This window comes from Niallia taxi, assembly GCF_004005475.1.
Taxonomy (GTDB): domain Bacteria; phylum Bacillota; class Bacilli; order Bacillales; family Cytobacillaceae; genus Niallia; species Niallia taxi.
Window position 1 is genome coordinate 353807 of record NZ_RZTZ01000005.1, and the last position, 22732, is coordinate 376538.

General features: G+C 40.3%; 20 protein-coding genes and 1 pseudogene. 17 read left to right on the forward strand and 4 right to left on the reverse strand.

Annotated features, from left to right (window positions below):
- The first annotated feature begins 1 nt into the window (after window position 1).
- Window positions 2–1198, forward strand: a complete 1197-nt coding sequence (gene mmsB, locus EM808_RS15475) for a multiple monosaccharide ABC transporter permease (RefSeq protein ID WP_259347118.1) — start codon at window positions 2–4, stop codon at window positions 1196–1198.
- Between the two features lie 104 nt (window positions 1199–1302).
- Here the strand turns inward: mmsB and EM808_RS15480 are convergent, their stop codons facing one another.
- Entirely contained in the window at window positions 1303–2220 is a 918-nt protein-coding gene (locus EM808_RS15480) for an ArsR/SmtB family transcription factor (RefSeq protein WP_127739097.1), read from the reverse strand.
- Window positions 2221–2250: 30 nt separating this feature from the next.
- A complete protein-coding gene (locus EM808_RS15485) occupies window positions 2251–2880 on the reverse strand; it encodes a YesL family protein (RefSeq protein ID WP_127739098.1) in 630 nt (209 codons plus the stop codon).
- A 353-nt stretch (window positions 2881–3233) separates the two neighbouring features.
- Between EM808_RS15485 and EM808_RS15490 the strand changes: the two genes are divergently transcribed.
- The 4 genes from EM808_RS15490 to arfA are packed head-to-tail and all read left to right on the forward strand — an operon-like array spanning window position 3234 to window position 7900.
- The gene (locus EM808_RS15490; RefSeq protein WP_127739099.1) at window positions 3234–4535 is read left to right on the forward strand and encodes an ABC transporter substrate-binding protein; all 1302 of its coding nucleotides are present in this window, start codon (window positions 3234–3236) and stop codon (window positions 4533–4535) included.
- A 58-nt stretch (window positions 4536–4593) separates the two neighbouring features.
- A complete protein-coding gene (locus EM808_RS15495; RefSeq protein WP_127739100.1) occupies window positions 4594–5523 on the forward strand; it encodes a carbohydrate ABC transporter permease in 930 nt (309 codons plus the stop codon).
- Window positions 5520–6362: a carbohydrate ABC transporter permease gene (locus tag EM808_RS15500; protein ID WP_127739101.1), complete on the forward strand. Its 843-nt coding sequence runs from the start codon at window positions 5520–5522 to the stop codon at window positions 6360–6362. The genes EM808_RS15495 and EM808_RS15500 overlap by 4 nt, the downstream gene beginning before the upstream one ends.
- 35 nt (window positions 6363–6397) lie before the next feature.
- Window positions 6398–7900, forward strand: coding sequence for an arabinosylfuranosidase ArfA (gene arfA / locus EM808_RS15505; RefSeq protein WP_127739102.1), 1503 nt, complete (start codon window positions 6398–6400; stop codon window positions 7898–7900).
- Window positions 7901–8348: 448 nt separating this feature from the next.
- Here arfA and ytvA read toward each other — a convergent pair whose 3' ends face one another.
- The gene (gene ytvA / locus EM808_RS15510) at window positions 8349–9110 is read right to left on the reverse strand and encodes a YtvA family blue-light photoreceptor (protein WP_259347117.1); all 762 of its coding nucleotides are present in this window, start codon (window positions 9108–9110) and stop codon (window positions 8349–8351) included.
- A 313-nt stretch (window positions 9111–9423) separates the two neighbouring features.
- Here ytvA and galU point away from each other — a divergent pair, with 313 nt between their 5' ends.
- Window positions 9424–10320 (forward strand): UTP--glucose-1-phosphate uridylyltransferase GalU, encoded by an 897-nt coding sequence (gene galU, locus EM808_RS15515; RefSeq protein WP_127739104.1) that lies wholly within the window; start codon window positions 9424–9426, stop codon window positions 10318–10320.
- Between the two features lie 148 nt (window positions 10321–10468).
- Here galU and EM808_RS15520 read toward each other — a convergent pair whose 3' ends face one another.
- Entirely contained in the window at window positions 10469–13975 is a 3507-nt protein-coding gene (locus tag EM808_RS15520; protein ID WP_127739105.1) for a S8 family peptidase, read from the reverse strand.
- Between the two features lie 408 nt (window positions 13976–14383).
- Between EM808_RS15520 and EM808_RS15525 the strand changes: the two genes are divergently transcribed.
- From EM808_RS15525 to EM808_RS29130, 11 genes and pseudogenes are all read left to right on the forward strand, one after another.
- A complete protein-coding gene (locus EM808_RS15525; protein WP_127739106.1) occupies window positions 14384–15310 on the forward strand; it encodes a glycoside hydrolase domain-containing protein in 927 nt (308 codons plus the stop codon).
- A gap of 129 nt (window positions 15311–15439) precedes the next feature.
- Entirely contained in the window at window positions 15440–15847 is a 408-nt protein-coding gene (locus EM808_RS15530) for a YkvA family protein (protein ID WP_127739107.1), read from the forward strand.
- Between the two features lie 192 nt (window positions 15848–16039).
- Complete coding sequence (locus EM808_RS15535) at window positions 16040–17845, forward strand: T7SS effector LXG polymorphic toxin (RefSeq protein ID WP_127739108.1); 1806 nt, start codon at window positions 16040–16042, stop codon at window positions 17843–17845.
- A complete protein-coding gene (locus EM808_RS15540; protein WP_127739109.1) occupies window positions 17838–18407 on the forward strand; it encodes a suppressor of fused domain protein in 570 nt (189 codons plus the stop codon). Before EM808_RS15535 ends, EM808_RS15540 begins: the two co-directional genes overlap by 8 nt.
- 151 nt (window positions 18408–18558) lie before the next feature.
- On the forward strand, window positions 18559–19014 hold the full coding sequence (locus EM808_RS15545; protein ID WP_127739110.1) for a toxin-antitoxin system YwqK family antitoxin: 456 nt from the start codon (window positions 18559–18561) through the stop codon (window positions 19012–19014).
- A gap of 30 nt (window positions 19015–19044) precedes the next feature.
- Window positions 19045–19521: an Imm47 family immunity protein gene (gene imm47 / locus EM808_RS15550; protein ID WP_127739111.1), complete on the forward strand. Its 477-nt coding sequence runs from the start codon at window positions 19045–19047 to the stop codon at window positions 19519–19521.
- Window positions 19522–19544: 23 nt separating this feature from the next.
- Window positions 19545–20255 (forward strand): endonuclease V, encoded by a 711-nt coding sequence (locus EM808_RS15555; protein WP_127739112.1) that lies wholly within the window; start codon window positions 19545–19547, stop codon window positions 20253–20255.
- Window positions 20256–20801: 546 nt separating this feature from the next.
- The gene (locus EM808_RS15560) at window positions 20802–21026 is read left to right on the forward strand and encodes a hypothetical protein (RefSeq protein WP_127739113.1); all 225 of its coding nucleotides are present in this window, start codon (window positions 20802–20804) and stop codon (window positions 21024–21026) included.
- A gap of 58 nt (window positions 21027–21084) precedes the next feature.
- Window positions 21085–21342, forward strand: a complete 258-nt coding sequence (locus EM808_RS15565; protein ID WP_205685859.1) for a hypothetical protein — start codon at window positions 21085–21087, stop codon at window positions 21340–21342.
- Window positions 21339–21947 (forward strand): immunity protein Imm33 domain-containing protein, encoded by a 609-nt coding sequence (locus EM808_RS15570; RefSeq protein WP_127739115.1) that lies wholly within the window; start codon window positions 21339–21341, stop codon window positions 21945–21947. Before EM808_RS15565 ends, EM808_RS15570 begins: the two co-directional genes overlap by 4 nt.
- Before the next feature lie 333 nt (window positions 21948–22280).
- Window positions 22281–22525 (forward strand): annotated as a pseudogene (locus EM808_RS29130) (HNH endonuclease); the annotation flags it as partial.
- Window positions 22526–22732: the final 207 nt, after the last annotated feature.

Sequence of the window (22732 nt, forward strand, 5' to 3'; positions counted from 1 at the left end):
GGTGAATACACCGTTGGAGGATTACCGCAATAAAGGCTCTATATTGTCATTGATTCAGAGCAATTTACGCCAATATGGAATGTTTACCGCATTAGTGCTGATTATGATACTGTTTCAAGTGTTAACAGAGGGCATTCTTTTACGCCCGCTCAATATCACCAATTTGATTTTGCAGAACAGCTATATTCTCGTCCTTGCAATCGGTATGGTCCTGGTAATTATCACAGGTCATATCGATTTGTCCGTCGGCTCTGTAGCTGCATTTGTCGGCGCCATTTCCGGAATTTTAATTATTAACCATGATATGCCCGTCTTTTTGGCTGTTATTCTTTCCTTATTAGTTGGCGCTGTAATCGGGGCATGGCAAGGATTTTGGGTCGCATACGTCAAGATTCCCGCCTTTATCGTCACACTTGCCGGGATGCTTTTGTTCAGAGGCTTGACGATGCTTGTCTTAAAAGGCAAATCTGTTGCGCCATATCCACAGTCCTTTCAGGATATCAGCTCAGGCTTTCTCCCTGATATCTTTGGCGGCAGCACCTTGCATATGCTGACGATTGTGGCAGGCATTGTTTTCTCCATCATTTACTTGCTTATTGAAGCCCGCAATCGTAAAACCCAGCTTCGCTATGATTTTGAAGTATCTTCAAAAGGACTCTTCATTACGAAGATAGCAGCCATTATCGTGCTGATTAATGTGTTCACATATGTTTTAGCAACATATGAAGGCATTCCAACCATTCTGCTTATCCTTATTGGGTTAATTATTATCTACAGCTTTGTCATGAAGAAAACTGTAATGGGCAGACATGTTTATGCGATCGGCGGCAATGAAAAGGCCGCAAGTCTTTCTGGCATCAAAACAAAAAAAGCAACCTTCTGGGTGTTTGTGAACATGGGTGTGCTTGCAGCTTTATCTGGTTTGATTTTCGCCGCAAGACTTAATGCCGCAACACCAAAAGCAGGAAATCTGTTCGAGCTTGATGCGATTGCAGCCTGCTTTATCGGCGGCGCATCTGCTTATGGCGGCATCGGAACAGTCGGCGGGGCGATTGTCGGTGGACTTGTTATGGGTGTCATGAACAACGGTATGTCCATCATCGGTCTTGGCATCGACTGGCAGCAGGCTATAAAAGGACTTGTGCTGCTGATTGCGGTTGCGTTTGATATTTATAATAAGAATAAATTAGCTTCATAACAGGTGAAAAACCAAGCTCTGGTGAGCTTGGTTTTTTAGTTTTTTAGACTTCCAATCAATCAATCTTCACTGTAAGCAAAAAAGAGGGAAGACTAACATCCCCCTCACTCTGGCAGCACTTCCTCATAAAGTATCCGCGCCGTAATATCCTGCTCATAATTACCAAAGCTTCTCCCGTAAAGGGTCAAACCGCCGATTGTGCCTTCATCTGTTACTGCAAACTTCAGCTTAATGTCAGGGTGATCCTGCAGACCAACATCCTCAATCGTTACATCCGATATCCGGCAGCCGTCAATGAATGTGCCGTCCTTATTGATGCGCAGCAGCTTCAGCAAGCCGTACTGGTTCAAGTGGGGCGGCCACCAGCTTGGATTGCAGGCTCCTTTTGTGCCGCCGAAGTCTCCTGGTGAATTCCAAAAGCCAAGCTCAACATTGTTCAAGTAGAAGAATATGTCAGAGGGCCAGTCATTATTGTAGAAGGGTGCCTCTGAGCTGATTTCGAAAATAAATTGAAGTTCTTTAAAGCGTTGATTTTTCTTTAAGTAATTAGGAATTCTGTATTCAAGGAAGCCTTTTTTCAGCCAGACGATGTCTGCGTGAATATGGTCAGGATCGGCAAAGTAGCGAGGGTTGTCAAACTCACCGATAATGCTGTCCTTTGTTGCAAGACCACATGTCGGGTCTGCGGCATAATCGAAATAATGGCCGACCTTAATCTCATACTCATAAAAATTCTCCACACCCTTATCCTGAAGCTCAATCGTCAGGACATCCTCATTTAAATAGCAGATTTTTTGAATGCCATGCTTTCCGCCTGCTGTTGAAATATCAATAAGACCGCTTTCCTCCAGCTTTTTAATATGCATAGTAACAGCGCCGTTAGAGAGCTGCAGCTTTTGGGCGATATCATTTAAGTTTAGGCTGTTATTTCGTTGCAGCAGTGTCAATATTTCAAGGCGGATTTCTGAGCTAAGTGCCTTATATATATTTAAGCCAGAGCGGAGATCTTTTATATGTATCATGTAAACTACCTTCTTTCTTAACGAGAGAGTTTATGTCAGTTGCTTGGTTCGTTTTTGTTCATATCGAGAAAACGCCTTTAAGCTGGTCCACATCATATAAAAGGCAGGCACACTTGCACCAAATAGAATAATGCTTCCTGGAAAGGTAATCAGCACATAAACAATGATTAATAGTCCGCCAACCATTTTAGCGCAGGCAAGGGGCATTGCCAGTGTAAACAGCAGGGCGTTTTTAATGATATGAAGCCCTTTTAGCTCATAGTGAACATACATCGTAAAAAAGGTAAGAACACTGCAGGCATAAAGTAAGGCGATAAAAAGAACAGGAAAGTAGAGATATTGTAAGAAGGTAATCGTTGTATGCTGAAGTGCCAGCAAATCTGCATACAGGACAGCCCCGCCAAAAATGAGGAGCAGGCCGAGGAGATTGCTTTTCACAAATTCCTTTTTATAGACAGATAGAAAGGTAGAAAAAATCGGAAAGCTTGTTTCACCAAGGAGCCATTTACGCATAACCGCAAACAGACTGACAGTTGCAGGGAAGAAACCGACAACAGCGAGTCCCACAACGGAAAATAGCATCCATAATAGATGAGCATATAAAAATCGCAAAATCCAATTAGAGATAGAATAAATAGAATCGACGAGTACAGCCTTCATAGGTGGTCCTCCTTTTGTTTTCTTTTAGCAAAACCTAAAATAATAGATGCTTTCTTTTTATGTGTATGTAAGGAACGTGTTAATAATATAAAAAATCGGAAAAATCCTCCTTTTCTCCTTTGCAATTAGAGAGAAACCGTCTTTTTTGCTTGACCTAAAGGGAAACTCACAAAATAAGTACAAAAAGATAATGACTTTTTACGCTTTAGAAAAACATTTCCCTAGACGATTTGCTCATTTATGAAAACGCATACATTTTTAAGAAGACAGGTTAATACTATTAACATGTGTAAAACATTTTATGTTTTTCTAAAATAAAGTGTTTTTTCAACAAGGCATAAGGAGGAAAAGGGATGAAAAAGGGTCTTTTAGGAATGCTGGCTATCATTCTAGTAAGCTCCATGTTTTTAGCAGGCTGTAATAAGGGCAGTTCGGATAAAGGTTATTCGAATGGCGGTAAAGGAACAAAGATTGAATTATGGACGTTCAATGAGCTCCATGAACAATATTATGAGCATATGGCAGAGAAGTGGAATGAGGAAAATCCTGATGACCAAATCAGCCTTAAAGCCACTACATATCCTTATGAGGATTTGCATAACAAGCTGCTTGTTGCGCTGCAGTCAGGCAAGGGAGCTCCTGATATTTCTGATGTGGAAATCTCCAAATTCGGCAACTTCTTAAAAGGAGAGCCGCAGATTCTTCCATTAGATGATGTGATTGATCCGGAAAAGGAAAATATTGTGCAATCACGGCTTGATATTTATGCGAAAGACGGCAAGACATATGGAATTGACTTTCACGTAGGTGCTGCAGTTATTTATTACAATAAAGAAATTATGGATAAAGCCGGTGTCAATCCAGATGACATTAAAACATGGGCTGACTACAAGGAAGCAGGCAAAACAGTTCTTGAGAAAACAGGCATTCCAATGACAACACTTGATATTGAAGACCAATGGTCATTCTGGCCGCAGGTTGCTCAGCTTGAAGGCAAGGATGACCTGTTGAAGGAAAATGGCGAGGTGAACCTGACAGATCCGCGCATTGTTGAGGTGCTGCAATATGAGCAAGACCTTGTTAAAGAAGGCATTGCAATTCCATCGCCAGGTAATGACCATCACTCAGAGGAATATTACGGCTTCATGAATAATGGCGGAGCAGCGTCTGTGTGGATGCCAATGTGGTATATGGGCAGATTCACTGACTATATGCCTGACTTGAAAGGGAAAATCGTGATTAAACCAATGCCTGCATGGTCTGAAGGTGCTCCTCGCTCAGCAGGAATGGGCGGAACAGGCACTGTTGTAACAAACCAATCTAAGGATCCAGAGGTTGCGAAGAAATTCCTTGCTTACGCTAAGCTTTCGAAGGAAGGCAACATTGAAATTTGGAAGCAGCTTGGCTTTGACCCAATCCGCTCTGATGTGTGGGATTTACCTGAAGTAAATGAAGAGAATAAATTCACGGAATATTTCGGTCCGAATATTTTCGGCACATTGCTTGAGGTGAAGGATGAAATCGAAGGTGTCAATATTGGCGAAAGAACGCCAGATGTCTCCAATGCTGTCAAGACGACGATTTTGTTCCAGACATTAGTGGAAATGAAGGATCCGAAGCAGGCGCTCGAGGAGGCAGCAAGTCAGATTAAATAAGGAATAACAGCAGGAGGCAATTTGCCTTTGCCTCCTGCCTATAAGGGGGGATTTTAATATGGAAGCAAGCCGCAGACAGGGTGTTAGGAAACAGAAGAAAAGAAGTCTCCTTTATTCGCAAAATGCAGCGCCTTACTTTTTTATTTTTCCATTCATCCTGTCTTTTCTAATCTTTTTTGCTTATCCAGTTGCTACGACGGTTATTATGAGCTTTCAGGAGGTACTGCCAGGACAAACGACCTTCATCGGTTTAGACAACTATAAGGAGTTATGGAATCCAACCTTTTTAACAGCGATCCGCAACAGCACTGTTTATACGCTTTTGACCTTAATTATCTTAATTCCAGTGCCGCTCGTGCTTGCTGTTTTCCTTAATTCAAAGCTGATGTTTGCCAAGAACTTCTTCCGCTCGGTAACCTTCATACCCGCACTGACATCTGTCGTTGTTGCCGGGATGATCTTCCGCTTAATCTTCGGCGGACAAGACGGGGCATTGCTGAACTCGATTTTAACGAACTTTGGCATGGAGCCAAAGGCATGGCTGAACCATGGCGGCACAAGCATGTTCGTGCTTGTTGTGCTGGCAACGTGGAAGTGGATGGGTATCAACATCCTGTATTTCCTCGCAGGACTGCAAAATATTCCGCGGGAGCTTTATGAGTCTGCCGAGGTAGACGGTGCCACGACTGCGAGGAAGTTCTACCATATAACATTGCCATTGTTAAAGCCAATCAGTATTTATGTATTTACAATCAGCATTTACGGCGGCTTCTCGATGTTTGCTGAGAGCTATATGCTTTATGGCAGCAACAGATCACCTAATAATATTGGACTGACGATTGTCGGCTATTTATATCAAAAAGGAATCGAGCAGAATAACCTAGGCTTCGGCTCTGCTGTTGGTATTGCCTTGCTTGTCATCACCCTGATTATTACCTTGATCCAGCTGAAGTTCTTCGGCATGTTCAAAAAGGAGGAACAAGGATGAAACCGAAAAAAGTGTGGAAGCTGTCGTCCATCCTGCTTATCCTGCTGTTTGTAGTAATCGGCATTTTCGCCTTATTCCCGCTCTTTGCGATCACACTCGGCTCCTTGAAGCCATCAACGGAAATTATGCGGTACGGGCTGAATCTAAAGCTGCAGGCAGACCTTTTATCATTAGATAACTATTCTTATTTGTTTAACGGAGAAACAGATTATTTCATTTGGTATAAAAACAGCATCATCATCACGATTGCTTCTACCTTATCCTGCCTGCTTTTGACAAGCATGGTTGGCTACGGCCTTGCTGTTTATGACTTTAAGCTAAAGAATGTTGTCTTTGGACTCGTTTTGATTGTCATGATGATTCCAGTCGAAATCATCATGCTGCCATTATATAAGCTGACAATGAGTCTTGGCTTAATGGACACATTAGTTGGCGCGTTTCTGCCGTTTGTCGTTGCGCCGATTCCCATTTTCTTTTTCCGTCAGTACGCAAGCGGTCTGCCTCGTGATTTACTCGATGCAGCAAGGGTTGATGGCTGTACAGAAATCGGCATTTTCTTCCGCGTGATGCTGCCGTTAATGACACCAGCCTTTTCTTCAATGGCCATTCTGCAAGCACTTGGAAGCTGGAATAACTTCCTGTGGCCGTTGATTGTTTTACGATCAAGTGAGAATTTAACATTGCCAATTGGACTATCGACATTGCTGACGCCTTACGGCAACAACTATGATGTGCTGATTGCTGGGTCTGTTATGGCAATATTCCCAGTGTTGCTTCTGTATATTTTCTTCCAGCGCTACTTTATTGAAGGCATGACTGCCGGCGGTGTGAAGGGGTAACCACTAAAAACCATTTATGAAGGGAAGAACCATTCATGACGAAAAAAGCGAAGATGATTTTAGAAAAGGATTTTAAAATTGCTGAAATAGATAACCGTATTTACGGATCATTCATTGAGCATCTCGGCAGAGCCGTGTATGGAGGCATATATGAGCCAGGTCATCCGGATGCAGATGAAAAGGGTTTTCGCAAGGACGTAACAGGCTTGATTAAAGAGCTGCAGGTTCCATTGATCCGCTATCCTGGCGGGAATTTCGTGTCAGGCTATAACTGGGAGGACGGAGTAGGCCCTGTTGAAAGCAGACCGCGCCGCCTTGAGCTTGCATGGCGGACGACCGAGCCGAATGTTGTTGGCACAAATGAGTTTATGGAGTGGGCGAAGCAGGCAGGGGCAGAGGTGAATATGGCAGTTAACCTCGGCACAAGAGGGATCGATGCAGCGCGGAATTTGGTTGAATACTGCAACCATGACAGCGGCTCTTATTATAGTGATTTGCGCATAAGCCATGGCTATCGTGAGCCACATAAAATCAAAACATGGTGTTTAGGAAATGAGATGGATGGTCCTTGGCAAATCGGTCATAAGACGGCGGCTGAATATGGCCGGATTGCTCAGGAAGCGGCAAAGGTGATGAAATGGGTTGACCCTGATATTGAGCTTGTTGCCTGTGGAAGCTCGAACAGAAGCATGCCAACATTTGCAGAATGGGAAGCAACTGTTTTGGATCATACATATGATCATGTTGAGTATATTTCCTTGCATCAATATTATGGCAATCATAGTAATGATATCAGCAACTATTTAGCTCTGTCTTTAGAGATGGATGACTTCATATCGTCAGTTGTATCAATTGCAGATTATATTAAAGCAAAAAAACGCAGCAAAAAGAAAATTCATCTGTCCTTTGATGAGTGGAATGTGTGGTATCACTCAAGAGAAGCAGATAAGCTGATTGAGCCGTGGACAGTTGCCCCACCACAGCTTGAGGATATTTATAATTTCGAGGATGCGCTGCTTGTCGGCTGTATGCTGATCACCATGCTGAAGCATGCTGACAGGGTGAAGATTGCTTGTCTTGCACAGCTTGTGAATGTGATTGCGCCAATTATGACAGAGGAGAACGGTCCTGCCTGGAAGCAGACGATTTTCTATCCATATATGCATGCCTCCGTTTATGGCAGAGGTGTTGCCTTAAATCCGATCATTTCCAGTCCGAAATATGACAGCAAGGATTTCACAGATGTGCCGACATTAGAATCAACTGCAGTATATAATGAAGAAAACGAGGAGTTGACGATTTTTGCAGTCAACAGAGACCTTCAAGATGGCTTACTGTTGGAGTGTGATATTCGCAACTTTGAAGGCTATAAAGTGGTAGAGCATATTGTCCTCGAAAATGACGATATTAAGCAAACAAACTCTGCTAAAACAGAAGCCGTTAAGCCACATACAAACGGTGACGCAAGCTTAAGGGACGGCGCACTTTACGCAATGCTGCCAAAGCTTTCCTGGAATGTTATCCGCCTGGCGAAATAAATTGGGAACAGCCATGCTCGTCCGAGCATGGCTGTTTATGTAGACAAAGACTTATAGATACAATTATGCAGCATCGGCCCCACCTACGCCAAATGCCATTGATAGCCACGCATGCTATCCACGCTACTTCCATCATAGTGGACAAATATGAACAAAATACGTACTTAATGTAAAAACTATATGAATATTATCAGCCATTTCTCTTTGTGCGATAAGTGATATATTCGGCCTGGGCAAGCAGCGCAAGAAAAAAGATCGGGAAGGAGACAGCAACAAGTTTTCTGTGCCAGTCGAGATTGCGCTTAAGGAGAACACTCGAAAAAAGCATTTGTACAAAACTAAACAAAAATTGCACCGGTCATTCAACTCCTTTTCTCTTAGTTTGCTAAAAGGGGAAGAATGTATACAAAAAAAGCCCCTTTTATTAAAAAAGGGACTGTTGCTTTGGTTATTTTAAAGATTGCAGTGCTTGTTTACATGATTGGAAAAAACGGATATTTAACTCATTGCCATTTGTATAATTAATTGTGTCTTGTGCCATTTTTACCTGGACACCGCTGATGATGAGCTCTGTACCCATTAATGCAAGAATATCGTTAATCATTTTAAGACCATTATGTACGACCTCATCATATTTTAATAAGCCTTGCAAATCAATGATGAAATAATCTTCCTTCGAATTTCCTACATAAATTGCGATATCTTTAACAAGCTGATCAAACCGGTCCATTGATAAATCACCGATAAGTGGTAAAATGGATGTTTTTTCATTAATGGAAATGATAGGTGTAGAAAGATTGGCTATCTGCTCTAAATACTCGCTGATAAGCTGCTCTGATTCCTTTCTTTCTGTTATGTCCTTTTGTATTCCGACAAAAAACAGCTTATTGCCTTCTCCGATACGAATGGGTGAAAGCTCAAGTTCATTCCAGAACAATTGACCATCCCTGCGATAATTTCGCAGTTGAACTACAATATGCTTTTCCTCCTTGATAGCATTCCGCAGTGCTGTAACCGCACCTTGATTTCTGTCAGCGCCTTGAAGAAAGCGGCAGTTCTTGCCAAGAATATCTATTGCTTCATATCCAGTCAATCGCTCGAAACCTTTGTTTACATAAATGATCGGGTTATCAGCGATACTCGGGTCTGTGATAACAATGCCTGTTCCGACCCTTTCCACTGCTTCCCTTATAAAGCTGTCCCTGAACATGTCAGAATAATGTTGTTGGATATCCGTTACCTCCTTCTGTTTTTCTTCTGTAATCTAAATCCATTATAACAAAAGGAAAAAGACATTGACCATAGTCGACACTTAAACTCAAAAAGTAGCGCCCAATGCAACTAATTTGTTACATTTTCTACCATTATTAATAAATATGATAAAATTGTGTAGAAAAACTCTTTCCAATTCTAAGGAAAAATGTTACCATAAATGTACGTTATTAAGAACATTTCATTAAGCGAAAATTCAAGCTTACATATTATGATATCTTTAGATAGAGAAAAAGACAGGAGAGGTTAAAATGAAACACGTAAGAAAAGCAATTATTCCAGCAGCTGGTTTAGGGACAAGATTTCTGCCAGCAACAAAGGCAATGCCAAAGGAAATGCTGCCGATTGTTGATAAGCCGACAATCCAGTATATCGTAGAGGAAGCAATTGCTTCAGGTATTGAGGACATCATCATTGTAACAGGAAAAGGAAAAAGAGCGATTGAGGATCACTTTGACTATGCTCATGAGCTGGAGCAAAACCTGTTAGAGAAGAAGAAATTTGACCTGCTAGAAAAGGTCCAATACTCTTCAAACCTTGCTGATATCCATTATATCCGCCAAAAGGAGCCAAAAGGACTTGGCCATGCTGTTTGGTGTGCGAAAAGCTTTATCGGTAATGAGCCATTTGCTGTATTATTGGGCGATGATATCGTGCAAAGTGATACACCTTGCTTGAAGCAGCTTATTGACCAATATGATGAAACACTTTCACCTGTAATTGGAGTACAAACTGTGCCGGAGAGTGAAACAGACCGTTACGGAATCGTTGATCCAATTCAACAGGAAGGCAGACGCTATCAAGTTAAGAACTTCATTGAAAAGCCAAAGCGTGGAACAGCACCATCTAACCTGGCAATCATGGGTCGTTACGTGCTTACTCCAGAAATCTTCATGTTCCTTGAAAAGCAGCAAACAGGAGCAGGCGGTGAAATTCAGCTGACAGATGCAATCCAAGAGCTGAACCAAATTCAACGAGTATTTGCATACGACTTTGCTGGCAGCCGCTACGATGTTGGTGAAAAGCTTGGCTTCGTGAAAACAACATTAGAATTCGCCCTGCAACAGGACGAAATGAAACAAGAACTTATTGATTACATGAAGCAGCTTATGAAAAAGCATGAGAATGCTGAAGTGAAAATCATCTAATCATAAAGATAGAACAGGGCAGGCAGCTGTCCTGTTCTTTTTTGTTCTCCATTGTTCACTCTCCACTTTTGTTAAGAAGGAAGCAAGGTGATAAAGCAGTAAAACGAAAAAGCCAGACGACAGATTACTCTGTGTCTGGCTTCTGCTATTATTTAGCTTTCGCAACCTTCTTTTCTGTCACTTTGCTAATATTGCCAGCCTTGTCTGTTGCTGTTACTGCAAGGACTGTTTTTTCCTTTTGTTTTTTGATCGTGATAGAGTAGCTGCCCTTTTTGTCTGCTTTTCCTGTTGCAAGTACTTTATTGTTGACCTTGATTGTCACTGTTGCATTTGCTTCTGTGCTGCCTGTGACCTTTGTCGTTGCTGTTGTTACATTGTTCACTTTAGGTGCGCTTGGAGCGGTTTTATCTGCAACTGTAACTGTTTTTGCTTTGCTGATATTGCCCGCTTTATCCTTCGCTGTAATGCTCAGCTTTTTGCCAGCCTTTTGCTTATTAATCTTGATCGAATAAGCGCCTTTGCTGTCTGCTTTCCCACTTGCAATTTTCTTTTTGCCATCTTTAATTTCAATGGAAGCATTAGCCTCGGCTTTTCCAGTCACTTTTGTGCTGTTGTCACCAATTGTGCCGCTCACAGTTGGTGCACTTGGAGCGGTTTTGTCTGCGACAGTGACTGCTTTCGCTTTGCTTGTGTTACCTGCTTTATCTGTTGCAGTAATGCTTAGCTTTGTGCCAGCCTTTTGTTTTTTAATCGTGATCGAGTAAGCGCCTTTGCTGTTGGCTTTGCCGCTAGCAACAGCCTTTTTGCCGTCTTTAATGTCAATAGAAGCATTAGCTTCTGCTTTTCCTTCTACTTTTGTGCTCTTGTCACTAATTGTACCTGTAACAGTCGGTGCTGCTGGTGGTGTGCTGTCGCCAACTGTAACAGATGTAGCCTTGCCTGTCAGCTTCGCGCCGTCCGTTGCTGTAACGCTTAGCTTTGTGCCCTGCTTTTGCTTGGCGATTTTGACAGAGAACTTGCCAGCATTATCGGCTTTCGCTGTGCCGATTGTCTTCTTGTTCGCTTTAACCGTAATTGTCGCATATTCCTCTGCTGTACCCGTTACCTTCGTGTCATTATCGCCAACTTTATTGACCTTCGGTGCATTAGGCGGTGTTGTATCCTCCAGCACACTTGTGCGAATCGTTGCTTTCGCTTTAACACCATTTACTGTTTTCTCAAATGCTACTTCAAGCAGACCTTCTGCCTTTTGTAATGGAATCTCGATTTTGTAATTACCTTTTTTGTCTGCTGTTGCTTTTTTCACTTCTTTGCCAATTTTCACACTGACAGCCGTGCCGCTTTCAGCCGTTCCTTTAATTGCATAGCTGCTGTTATAGATATCCCCAACAGTTGCTTTCAGCAATAATGCGCTGTAGGCGCCATAGGCATCAAGACGACCCCAGCCAGAAACATAATCATAGCCTGGAGGAAGAGAGTCTCCCTCTTCATAAATAACCTCGCCGTCCTCCGTAATTTCAACGAAAGTTTCTTCAAACTTGTACGGGTTGTCCTGCTCCTCAAATGCAACGTTTTTCGCTGTTTCCGTCAGGATTTTTTCTACCTCTGCTGGCTTTAAGTTATTGTTCAAGGATAGAAGCAGTCCTGCTACAGCTGCGACATGCGGTGTTGCCATCGACGTGCCGCTGAAGTATGTGACATTGCCGTTTGGCACAAGGCTTGGGATATTTGTGCCTGGTGCGACTAAGTCTGTTCCAATACCATAGTTAGAATAATCGGATACAAGGTCCATATCATTTGTAGCTCCAACAGAAGTTGCATATTTGCTTGATGCTGGATAGCCTAATTCCTCATAGCCGTCATTTCCTGTCGCCGCAACGATTGTGACATTATGCTTGTACGCATATTGCAGCATATATTCCAATGTTCTGCTGTATGTGCCGCCAAGACTTAAGTTGATAACCTTTGCGCCTTTATCAACAGCATATTTAATTCCTTTCGCAATTTGTTCTGTGTCCCCGTAGCCGCTTGCGTCAAGAACCTTGACAGGCAGGATTTTCGCATTAGAATGAATGCCGGAAATAGAGTAGCCGTTATCCATGCCTGCTGCGATAATACCGCTCACATGTGTTCCATGCCCATTATCATCCAGAGCGTTATTATTGTTGCCAATATAGTTATAGCCTTCTGTTGCCAAAACATTGTTAAGATCAGCAAGTGTGCTGTCAACACCAGTATCAACAACAGCGATAACTGTTTCACTTGGTTTTGCTGCATGAAGCAGGGAGTGAAGTGGACCGAATTGGATATCCGCACCGCTCGTCCCTTGTGTTTGGCCAGTGTTGGAAAGCGACCATTGGTATGGATTAGAAACATCGCTTGTCGTTCCTAATGCTTTATATGTTTGTATTTGTTCTACATATTCAACCGCTGATGATTTTTTCACAGAGTTGACGATGCTGTTTTTTGCTTGTGCAGAGTAGCCATTTGCTTTGACCTCACTGCCGAGATCGATTACATATAAATCGTCTGCGATTTTATCAGAGGTGTTTAAGTTTTCGATTGTTTCACTTTGGGCAGATTGTGCGCTTCTTTTAAAGGTAGACAGGCTTTTGCCTGCTTTCAGCTTAACGATATACTTGTTGGAAGTGTTCTTGTTGGAAATAGCGGTTGTGGAAGCTCCCAATTTAGAAAACACACTTGATAGTGTTTTATCCTCTAAATTGCTGATATTGATTTTTGATTCTGTCTTTTTAATTTGCTCCTTCAATGCCTCTGGCGCTGCATCATACGTATATTTGTAGAGACTGTTAATTGCCTTCACATCTGCACTTGTGAAAGTATACGTCGAGCTTGTGCCGTTTTTAAGTAATTCCGTATAAATTGGTTTCAGCTGGCGCAAATTTTTTAAAACGTCACTGCGAAGCTGGTCATCAAAGATAATTTTCGCACTTAAGAAAGGTGCGACCTTGTAATATAAGGATGATAGCTTTTTACCCTCATCTGTTTGAGATAAAATCGAATCTCTGATTTCACGCAAGTCCTTTAAGATAGCTAGACCATCCTTTTGCTCGCTTGTGCTTAGCTCAACAGGACATTCCTCTGCTGATTCTATATCTGTTGATGGCGCAAGAGTTGTTCCATTTGCCTTTAATGTAAAGGAAGTGTCCACTTCAACAGGCTCTGTATCTTCTATCTCTTCGCCCTCTGGCAGCTCCTCTTGCCCTAGCTCTTCCTCTTCATAATAAGGATAATACTCAACCTTCACATAATAAGAGCCGACCCATGCTAATGGAAAGTGAATAACAGCTGGCGATTCTGTATAGCTGTAGCTTCGATATTGATCAAATGTGTCATCTGCATTCGCCTTATCAAGGCTTGAGTAAACAGAAACATTCATTTCCTCTGTTGAATCTAACGTAAATTCATAATGTGTAAAGTTCTTCGTGTCTTCAGCAGAAGGAGTAAACTTAAACCATTTAACATTCTCTCCATCTGCAAAGCTTTCCTCCAGTGTCGTGCCACCTGCAAGCGTTTCTCCCGCGTCAGCTGTTTCTGCCGCAGCTGCCGGAAGCGCTGTCCAAGTGCTGACAACTAAAACAAATGCTAGTAAAAAAGTAAAGATAGAACCAAGCTTGCGTTTGCTGTTTTCCATTTCGTTCCCCCTAGAAATTTAATAGATTACTAATCTATTAAAGCATTTTTTTTGGAAAAAAGTTATTAATATCTAGTAAAAATGGAAAAATTATTCATTTGTCCCTAGTTGTGATAAAAGTTTGTAGGTATTTAGTCTTTGGAGGGGAAAAGATCAGAGAAATAGACCTGAGTATCGAAGCAAAGCAGGCTAATAGACAGAGTATGGTCAACCAGACATGGTAAAATAACATCATTGATAAAAAAGGGTGGCTGCGGTCAATCCGCATACTTTTGCTGGATAAGGTAAACAACTTCATGCCTCCATTTTTCAACGCAAAGGTAATGCCGCAAGCGGGAATTTTTTTCTCACAAGCCTGCCTAAAATCGAGAATTTCTTCTATATATAGGTAAGAGGGGAGTGATAAATATGGCAAGAGGGTTTGATTGTGCGACAAAGCTTAATATAACAACAGCAAGCGCTTTAAAGAAAGCAGGATTTGCTTATACAGCCCGCTATCTTGGGAACAGCTGGAAGACCTTTGATGCTGCTGAGGCAAAGGCGATAAGGAAGGCTGGCTTAAAGCTTGTCAGTATTTTTCAGAAAAGCGCCGACAGGTCAGCGTATTTTACAGAGGAGCAAGGCAGACAGGACGGAAGGGATGCAGTGAAAGCCGCACAAAATGTCGGCCAGCCAGCAGGAACGGCGATTTATTTCGCAGTCGACTTTGATGCAGGCAAAAGGGCAATCCCAAATATTCTTGCGTATTTCAACGGTGTGCGTAAAACCTTTCATACGTATAAGCTAGGAATCTACGGCTCATATACGGTAATGCTTGCAGTCAAGGGACTGGCCGATTATTATTGGCAGACATATGCATGGTCATATGGGAAGGTAGCTGATTTCATCCATATGCACCAGTATGAAAACAATATCAAAGTCGCAGGAGTGCTCATTGACAGGAATGATATCCGCAAAAGTCCAGGCGATTGGGGCTGGACAATACAGGAATCTGAAGTGGCAACCTTTGAGGTGAAAGCCGAGACAGGAGCCTATATGACAGCCGCAGATGCAAAGCAAGGCAAAAATAAAAAAGGCATTGTAAAGAAGGGAAGCTACTTCCTCTTTAATCAATCAGCAGGAATGGTAAATGTGACAAAACAAAAGGGTGTACCAGGCTCGTGGATTAATCCTGAGGCAAGTGAGGGAGCAAAATACCATATCGTCATAAAAGGCGACAGCCTCACTAAAATTGCGCAAAAATACGGCACAAGCCTCAAAACCCTCCAAAAGCTCAATCCACAAATCAAAAATATTCATCTAATCTATCCAAACCAAAAGATCCAGATTAAATAGATATACTGCCCCTTAAAAACGAGGGGTATTTTTTTATGAAAGTTTTTCCAAATAAGGCTAACAGCAATACATTTACAGCTAATATTTAGTATGATAGAAGTAAGAAAACCAAAAGGGAGGCGAGTGGGGATGGAGAAGAACAAGGAAGAGCTTGAAGGGAAGCTGGAGGACGCGGGAAAGCATTTTTCCGAGGAAAGGTTCTGGGGTAAGCTTGCGAAGTTTGCGAAAAAGGCAGGTGCCTCTGTCGTGTATGCCGTCCTGCTTTTGTATTTCACGTTAAAGAAGCCAGATGTACCAGTAAAGGCAAAAACAACCATTATCGGCGCATTAGGCTATTTCATTCTTCCCGTTGATTTAATTCCAGATATGGCAGTCGGTATCGGCTTCACAGATGATCTCGGAGCATTAGGAATTGCATTGATCCAAGTAGCCATGTATATAGATGAAGATACGAAACAAAAGGCAAAACAGAAATTAGCAGATTGGTTTGGAGATAATGTCAGCACAAAAGAAATTGATGCGAAAATCGGCGGCTAACTATTTATAGGCGAAATGGAAGCTAAGAAAATCCTCTAATAGTAAATTATGGGTATTTAGACTGGTGTAAAATATATCTTTTGGCATATGAAAACCGCTTTTTTCTTTTTTACAATAAAAGGATATTAGGTAATCTATCGGATAATGATGGATTAATTGTTCGAAATCCTTGTGAAAAAGAAAGGAGATACTGTGAAAATATTAGATGCTTCAAGTTTACAAGACGCAATGGAACAGAGGGCGAAGCATTATGATAAGCTTCGCGACCAATTTACATCATTAAAGAGAGCCTTTCAGGAAATGATTGATTTAGACGACTTTGAAGGCAAAGGAGCAGAAGCAATCAAAGGCTTCTATCAAGGCCAAATCGAAGTCGTCGAGGCCTGGCAGCGTTTATTTGACAGACAAATTGCCTTTTTTGAAGGCGTCAGGGGCAAGCTGGAGGACAAGGATTTAGGAAGCAACTCAAGAGTTGAAACTGCCTTTCTTGAAGAGGATCTCGTACAAAAAGAACGACAGGCAGACGAGATGATAACAGAGCAAAGACGAGCTCTAGAAAATATCTTTCGTGATATTGACGATCTAGTCCCATTACATCCCTTCTCTCGCAGTCAATTCGACGACTTAATGATGGATGCCAGCAAAAAGCGCACAAAAACAATTGAAGCTGTAGAAGAGGTTGATCAGGAGCTGAAGGACGAGTATATGTCTTCAGAAGGAGAGGAGGCTTATGCCATTCAGCTGTTTAGCGCCTTACTTGGCGCAACAAAGCAAGGCAGCAGCATTTCACCAATCCAGTTTGACGCAGAAGCCTATCATCAAAGCGATATCTACAAGCTGAAGGGAGAGGCAGAAGAAGCCACCATCAGCTACCTTACATACAAGCAACAAGAACAAGAAGCAAGAGAAATCGCCGAACGCCCTGTTGTCGAAAAGGTGTGGGATGGAGTAAAAACCTTTGTCGGTGAATTCACAGGCTACTATGACTACAAACGAGCAGTCGAAGGAGTCGACCCTGTCACAGGTGAAAAGATGTCAACCGCACAGCGCATCGCAGCAGGAGGCATGGCATTAGCCGGCTTCATCCCAATCGTCGGCTGGGCAGGCAGAGCCGTCAAAGGAGGCAAAGGCATCTATTCAGCCGCAAAAGGAATCAACGCAGCCGAAAATGCAATGAGCACCTACAAAAGCGTGCAAGCCTTCAGCACCCTAGAAAAAACCGAAATGGGCATCTACGGACTCCTATCCGCCAACGGCCTATCCGAATACACAACAGGCAAAGACATGTTCGGCAACGAACTCACAGCCGAACAACGCCAAGCAAGCCTAACCCAAAGCATCTTCGCCGGCCTTCCATTTGTCCCAGGCATGGCAAAAGAAGCAGGCAAACTCAGCCAACAAGCCCTGAACTCAACCGTACAGATCGGCAAGCAAGGAGCGGATGTTTCAAGAGCATTTATGGATGATCTTGGACGGAGCCTTCATACTGGTCCTAATGTGGCCTTTGCGGGTAGGGTTGGTGATGTGGGGTCCTACTTGAGGGCTGAGAGTCGGGCTGATGGTGTTGGGAAGGTTAGTGGGGATAAGAGTGAGTATTTGAGTATGTTAGCGAAGAGTAGTAATGAAGGAAAGAATGTCGAAAAATTATATAAAAGAAGTAGCTTTAGAAAGGGTTCTCGGACAAAAGCAGAAAGTGAAGCACCTAAGAATATAAATGGTAATATGATTTGTCCTACTTGTGGAAAAGACATTCCAGATAGTATTACCATTAACACTAAAAATGGACCCGTAAAAAGAATTGGATATGACTTAGACCACTATCCAGATACTTGGGCAGAAAGAATTGTAAGTATGAAAGCAGGAGAAATTCAACCAAATAGAAAAGAAGTGTTAGATGAGTACAATAGTCGATTAAGAGTTCAATGTCATGAATGTAATATAAGCCATGCATTCGAAGGAATAGAAGGAACTTATAAAGGAGCAAAAAAAGATGACTAACTATGGAGAACTTTATTACGATCATTACAATAAATATTTAGGCAATTCAATTGATCGAGAAGTCTTTCGAAATAATGAAGAAATGCCTAGTATACAGGTTTTAAAATACGAAAATGTATTTGAGGAATGTTTAGTTTATAATACACTTGGATTAAGCAAATATGATGAAATAGTAGGTGACAATGTAGAAGTTTCTATAGTAGTTGATGGAGCCTTTAATAGTACAGGTTATATTCTTGCTAATGCACTATTTTACTGTATTGGGCAACAAATAGAGATTGGGAGAGGAGTAGCGATAAGCGGAATAGAAAATATCGATAAAAAGTTTGTTGAAAAATATAGTAAAAGCGCACTTTACTTTACTGACCCATTTGCTTTTCCTGAGGAATATAACACGGTTCGCACTGAGAACAATGACAGAGATGGTAGAATGCTGTTAGCATTTTTTATTTCTCAATCGGAATATGAATATTTCGTAGAGCATGGAACAGAGAAGTTTGAGGATATGTTGGAAGAAAAAGATGTTGACCCGTTTAATGTTGGAAGAGTTTCTGCTGTTTGAGGGAAGTAACTCTTTTAATCAAGTACAATTAGCAGAAATAAAAGAGCACTTAATTGCCTACAGGCATTAAGTGCTCTTTTAGCTATAGATGTATTTATTCATTAATTATATTTTATTTGAAGGATTTGAGTTTAGTTCAGAGGTAAGAAGATTGGAAAACCAAATTGATATATTAAGTAAAGAATATGTTATAGCAAATGGGACTAATTTTGACGAAGAGTTATGGTTTGCGTCATATAGTGATGAAGTTTTAGATAATCCTGAGGACGAGAATGGAAAACCTTTTACAGGCTTAGCTTATGAATTATATGATAATGGTAATTTAATATACTATACCTATTATGTTAGGGGTTTTATTGAAGGCGAGTTAGTGGAATTTTATAAGAATGGGAATTTAAAGTCAGTGAAAGTTTTAATTCATGGACAAAGTAATGGTACAGAAAGAGTCTGGTATGAAAGTGGAGATATAAAATTTGAAGGAGAATACAAATTTGGTGTAGCGCTTCAGTATACAGAATGGGATACAAAAGGTTGTATAATAAAGCAAAAACTTTCTCCAATAGAAACAGATTTTAAATTGATTCAATCTTTTACTAAAAATGATTAACACTCAATGTGGTAAAAGATAATCCAATGAATGAAAGTTGGTGTAAATATGAGCGGAAACCAAAACCTTATGAATAGTATATGGTTTGGCGAAAAATCTACCTTACCACTACCAGAAATAAAGGCAAATATTTTATATGCTGATACAGAAAGGGACGTTTTATTAAACTTAATAGAGTTATATAAACTTGGTGATTTCACGCAAAAACCTTTGTTGATTCAATTAATGAATCGAACTAAAGATGAAGCTGTTTTAAATTTATGTATTAGAGTTTTCTTAGCTGTTGCAACTCATGGAGATTTAAGAGATTCTAAAAGCGCCGCGGAGGGCTATCAGGTTGAATTCTTTGAAAATGGAGAAGTAAAGTATGAGTCTGAATGTATTGCCGGACGTGAGATGATTTTTAAAAAGTATAATGAGCAAGGAGATATTATCGAACAAAAAATAGAGCCAAGTGAATCAGATTTAATTTATGCTAAAAAATTCAGCAGAGAGTCAATAATATAATAATTATATAGGAGAATTCAAGGGTGATTTCTATAGATAAAGATACATTAGATTCTCTATTAGAGAAATTTAGGAATGAGCAACAGACCCTTTTACCCGAGGTAAAACTTAAAAATATCTTTCTGACAGAAAAATTACGCCTGGTTGCTGGGGTAGATACCGCATATTGGGATGCCAAGGATAAAACGTATGGTGCATGTTGCATTGTAGTCATTGATTTTATTACACATGAAGTTGTTGAAAAGGTGAATAGTTTTGGTGTAGTAACAATTCCCTATATACCAGGCTTTCTTGCATTTCGTGAGTTACCATTAATAATGGATGCTGTAAAAAAACTCACAAAGCAACCGGATATCTATATGTTTGATGGAAATGGTTATTTGCATCACAGGCATATCGGGATTGCTACACACGCTTCTTTTTACGTAGATAAACCAACAATTGGTGTAGCGAAAAGTTATCTTAAAATTAAAGATGTAGATTTTACAATGCCTGATAATCACGTAGGGGCATATACAGACATTCTCATTGATAATGAAATTTATGGTCGAACGTTAAGGACAACAAAAAGTGTAAAACCAATTTTTATATCTTGTGGTAACTGGATTGATCTAGAGACAAGTACTGACATCGTAATGAGATTGATTAATAAGGAAAGTCGGCTACCTATACCTGTTAGAATGGCAGATTTGGAAACGCATGTTGTAAGAAAAAAACTACAAGAAACTTTATAAGTAGAACCTTACCTCCTTTATTGGGTTAGCTACATGCCAATAAGAGCTGTTTGGATGATACTATCTAGGATGAATTAGCAGGTGGAATTTCGTGACATCGAGGAAAATTAAGATGTGAGATAGGAACGGGAAGTGAAGTTCTCAAATTCTCTAAATATTATATTCGTAAAATTCAACCAAACGTTTGGTTGAATTTTTTTATTATAGAACAAACAGAAATGGGCATATATGGCCTTATTTCAGCAAACGGACTATCGGAATATATTGTAAGTAATAACTTTGAAGAATTTCTAAATATGTTAACGGAATAGCTACTTTTTGGTAGTATCTAAACCTTGATAGAATGCCCGTAAGTTAGTCACACTTATTTAATTAACTTTAAGCACTTGATTGCCTTATAGGCAACAGGTGCTTTTATTTTTATAATCTTCAATAGACCTAGCGTTTGTTCAAGCAAGGTTAGTAATGTTTGTAAACTCTAGTTAATAAGCTCTTAACTCAACCGTACAAATCAGCATACAAGGAGAGGATGTTTCAAGAGCCTTTATGGATGATCTTGGACGGAGCCTTAATCCTGGTCCTAATGTGGCGTTTTCGGGTGGGGTTGGTGATGTGAGTACCTACTTGAAGGCTGAGAGTAGGGCTGATGGTGTTGGGAAGGTTAGTGGGGATGTTATTAAGTGTGCGGGAAATGGTATTACAAAAGACGAATATAAAAATTTGAGGAAAAAGTCACCAAGTAACGATGTAAGAAAAATGGTTAATCCATAAAGTAGACCCGGTATACGGGTATGAAGTTGATAAGTTTGAAGCAGACCATATTGTTTCAATGAAAGAAATAACTGAAATGGATGGATTTAGTAGGTTAACTAGAGAACAACAAATAGAAATTTTAAATCTAAAAGTTAATTTTATTGGTCTTGGAAAATCTTTGAATGCATCTAAGGGAGCTCATAGTTGGGCTGATTGGAAAGGACATTCTAAAATGGGAGAGGTTCCTGTTAATGTTAGAATGGAAATGCTAGAAAAAGAGAAACAAGCTAAAGAAGCTCTAAAAATAGCTATAGAAGAGAGGTTGCAGAAATGAAGAAATTTGAAAAGATTATTATGGGCAAAACCATTATAGTGACTGCCGAAAAAGAATTAGAGCCTCAAATAGAAATTTTGTTTGCTATATTAGAACAGGTAGACCCTAATAAATTAATTCATGGATTCTCTTTACAAGTTGGTTGGTCCGTCTATTATTTACAAGAGAGAGAAACCGGGAATTTTATATTAACTACTCCTGATTACTCTAGAAATCCATTTGAAGATATAACAGAAGATTTAACTTTAGCATTGTGGGTACAACTAGAACAAGGTCATTTTTTGAGAAAGATAATTGTCGATGGTTCATCAATAAATTTTAGTGATAAAATCATACTTTCTAAAGGTGTACTTGAACTTGAGAAAATATATTTACAAAGAAATGGAGATGTTGAAAAAGGAGATTCAGGTTGGTATATAGGTCCTATAGAGGATGATAATACTACAGAGTTGTATGCTCTATATGCATATCAACTACTAAAAGTTAAACCAGAGATCATACAAGTTCTTGCTTTACCAAATGACTATATGGTTGTTTTTGAAGGTAATGAAATAAAAGCAGTATTAAACGAAAATGATGTAGATGTTTTTAAAGACTCTTTATAGATTTTATTTATGTTTATGGAGATCTTAAGTTACACAACTAAACTATACAGGTAGCAAAACATTGAATAAAGCACATGATTGTCTACTAATGGCAACAAGTGCTTTTTGTTTTTTATGAGACAATTATATTTTGGATAACATGAAAGATTCTTAACTGAAATTCATAGCTCATGAAGGTAGTACCATCAAGGCATTCTGTTTTAGTACTGTGTTTATGAAAATAATGAGATAAATAGGCGAGATGACATTTCACATGTCAGCGGTAGTTATGACATGGATTGGCTAATAACTAACGAGAATGACAAAGCTCGTAGCGATAACCAATGGGTTAATGATGCAAAAGGAAACCTGGTAAATAGATCTATTGTTCCAAAAGGCTACGATAGTGTTGAAGACTTTTTGAAGGTTGTAGACGATACAACGATAAAAGAATTTGGTTACGACAGTATTGAGGAATTTAGGAATTTAAAGCGGTTGTAGGACATGTGGATGACTATTTAAATGCTTCGCCTAAGAATAATATAATTAATAAAGGTTTAGCGGGAGGAAAACATGTGAAAGGCGCAGATTATGATGTTTAAGGTTTTTAGATTTTTAGAGGAGACGACGTAAAGTTTTCAATGAATTAGAAAAGAACTTGTTCAAGGGCAACTGATGATGGAGCGTCTACACTTATCTGGACAGAAAAATTAAGGTCACGTACACTTGATCTAAAACAGATGAGGAGAACCCACTATGACAAAACGAGAACGCCGTACTTTCACGCCCGAGTTTAAAAAGCAAAT

Excerpts from the sequence above, each read along its gene's own strand:
- ytvA (WP_259347117.1), bottom strand. The coding sequence starts at position 9,110 with ATGTTCAGGGACAGCTTTATAAGGGAAGCAGTGGAAAGGGTCGGAACA.
- EM808_RS15540 (WP_127739109.1), top strand. The coding sequence starts at position 17,838 with ATGACTAACTATGGAGAACTTTATTACGATCATTACAATAAATATTTA.
- EM808_RS15570 (WP_127739115.1), top strand. The coding sequence starts at position 21,339 with ATGAAGAAATTTGAAAAGATTATTATGGGCAAAACCATTATAGTGACT.
- imm47 (WP_127739111.1), top strand. The coding sequence starts at position 19,045 with ATGAAAGTTGGTGTAAATATGAGCGGAAACCAAAACCTTATGAATAGT.
- EM808_RS15530 (WP_127739107.1), top strand. The coding sequence starts at position 15,440 with ATGGAGAAGAACAAGGAAGAGCTTGAAGGGAAGCTGGAGGACGCGGGA.
- galU (WP_127739104.1), top strand. The coding sequence starts at position 9,424 with ATGAAACACGTAAGAAAAGCAATTATTCCAGCAGCTGGTTTAGGGACA.
- EM808_RS15480 (WP_127739097.1), bottom strand. The coding sequence starts at position 2,220 with ATGATACATATAAAAGATCTCCGCTCTGGCTTAAATATATATAAGGCA.
- EM808_RS15495 (WP_127739100.1), top strand. The coding sequence starts at position 4,594 with ATGGAAGCAAGCCGCAGACAGGGTGTTAGGAAACAGAAGAAAAGAAGT.
- EM808_RS15490 (WP_127739099.1), top strand. The coding sequence starts at position 3,234 with ATGAAAAAGGGTCTTTTAGGAATGCTGGCTATCATTCTAGTAAGCTCC.
- arfA (WP_127739102.1), top strand. The coding sequence starts at position 6,398 with ATGACGAAAAAAGCGAAGATGATTTTAGAAAAGGATTTTAAAATTGCT.
- EM808_RS15485 (WP_127739098.1), bottom strand. The coding sequence starts at position 2,880 with ATGAAGGCTGTACTCGTCGATTCTATTTATTCTATCTCTAATTGGATT.
- EM808_RS15520 (WP_127739105.1), bottom strand. The coding sequence starts at position 13,975 with ATGGAAAACAGCAAACGCAAGCTTGGTTCTATCTTTACTTTTTTACTA.
- EM808_RS15500 (WP_127739101.1), top strand. The coding sequence starts at position 5,520 with ATGAAACCGAAAAAAGTGTGGAAGCTGTCGTCCATCCTGCTTATCCTG.
- EM808_RS15525 (WP_127739106.1), top strand. The coding sequence starts at position 14,384 with ATGGCAAGAGGGTTTGATTGTGCGACAAAGCTTAATATAACAACAGCA.
- EM808_RS15560 (WP_127739113.1), top strand. The coding sequence starts at position 20,802 with ATGGATGATCTTGGACGGAGCCTTAATCCTGGTCCTAATGTGGCGTTT.
- EM808_RS15565 (WP_205685859.1), top strand. The coding sequence starts at position 21,085 with ATGAAAGAAATAACTGAAATGGATGGATTTAGTAGGTTAACTAGAGAA.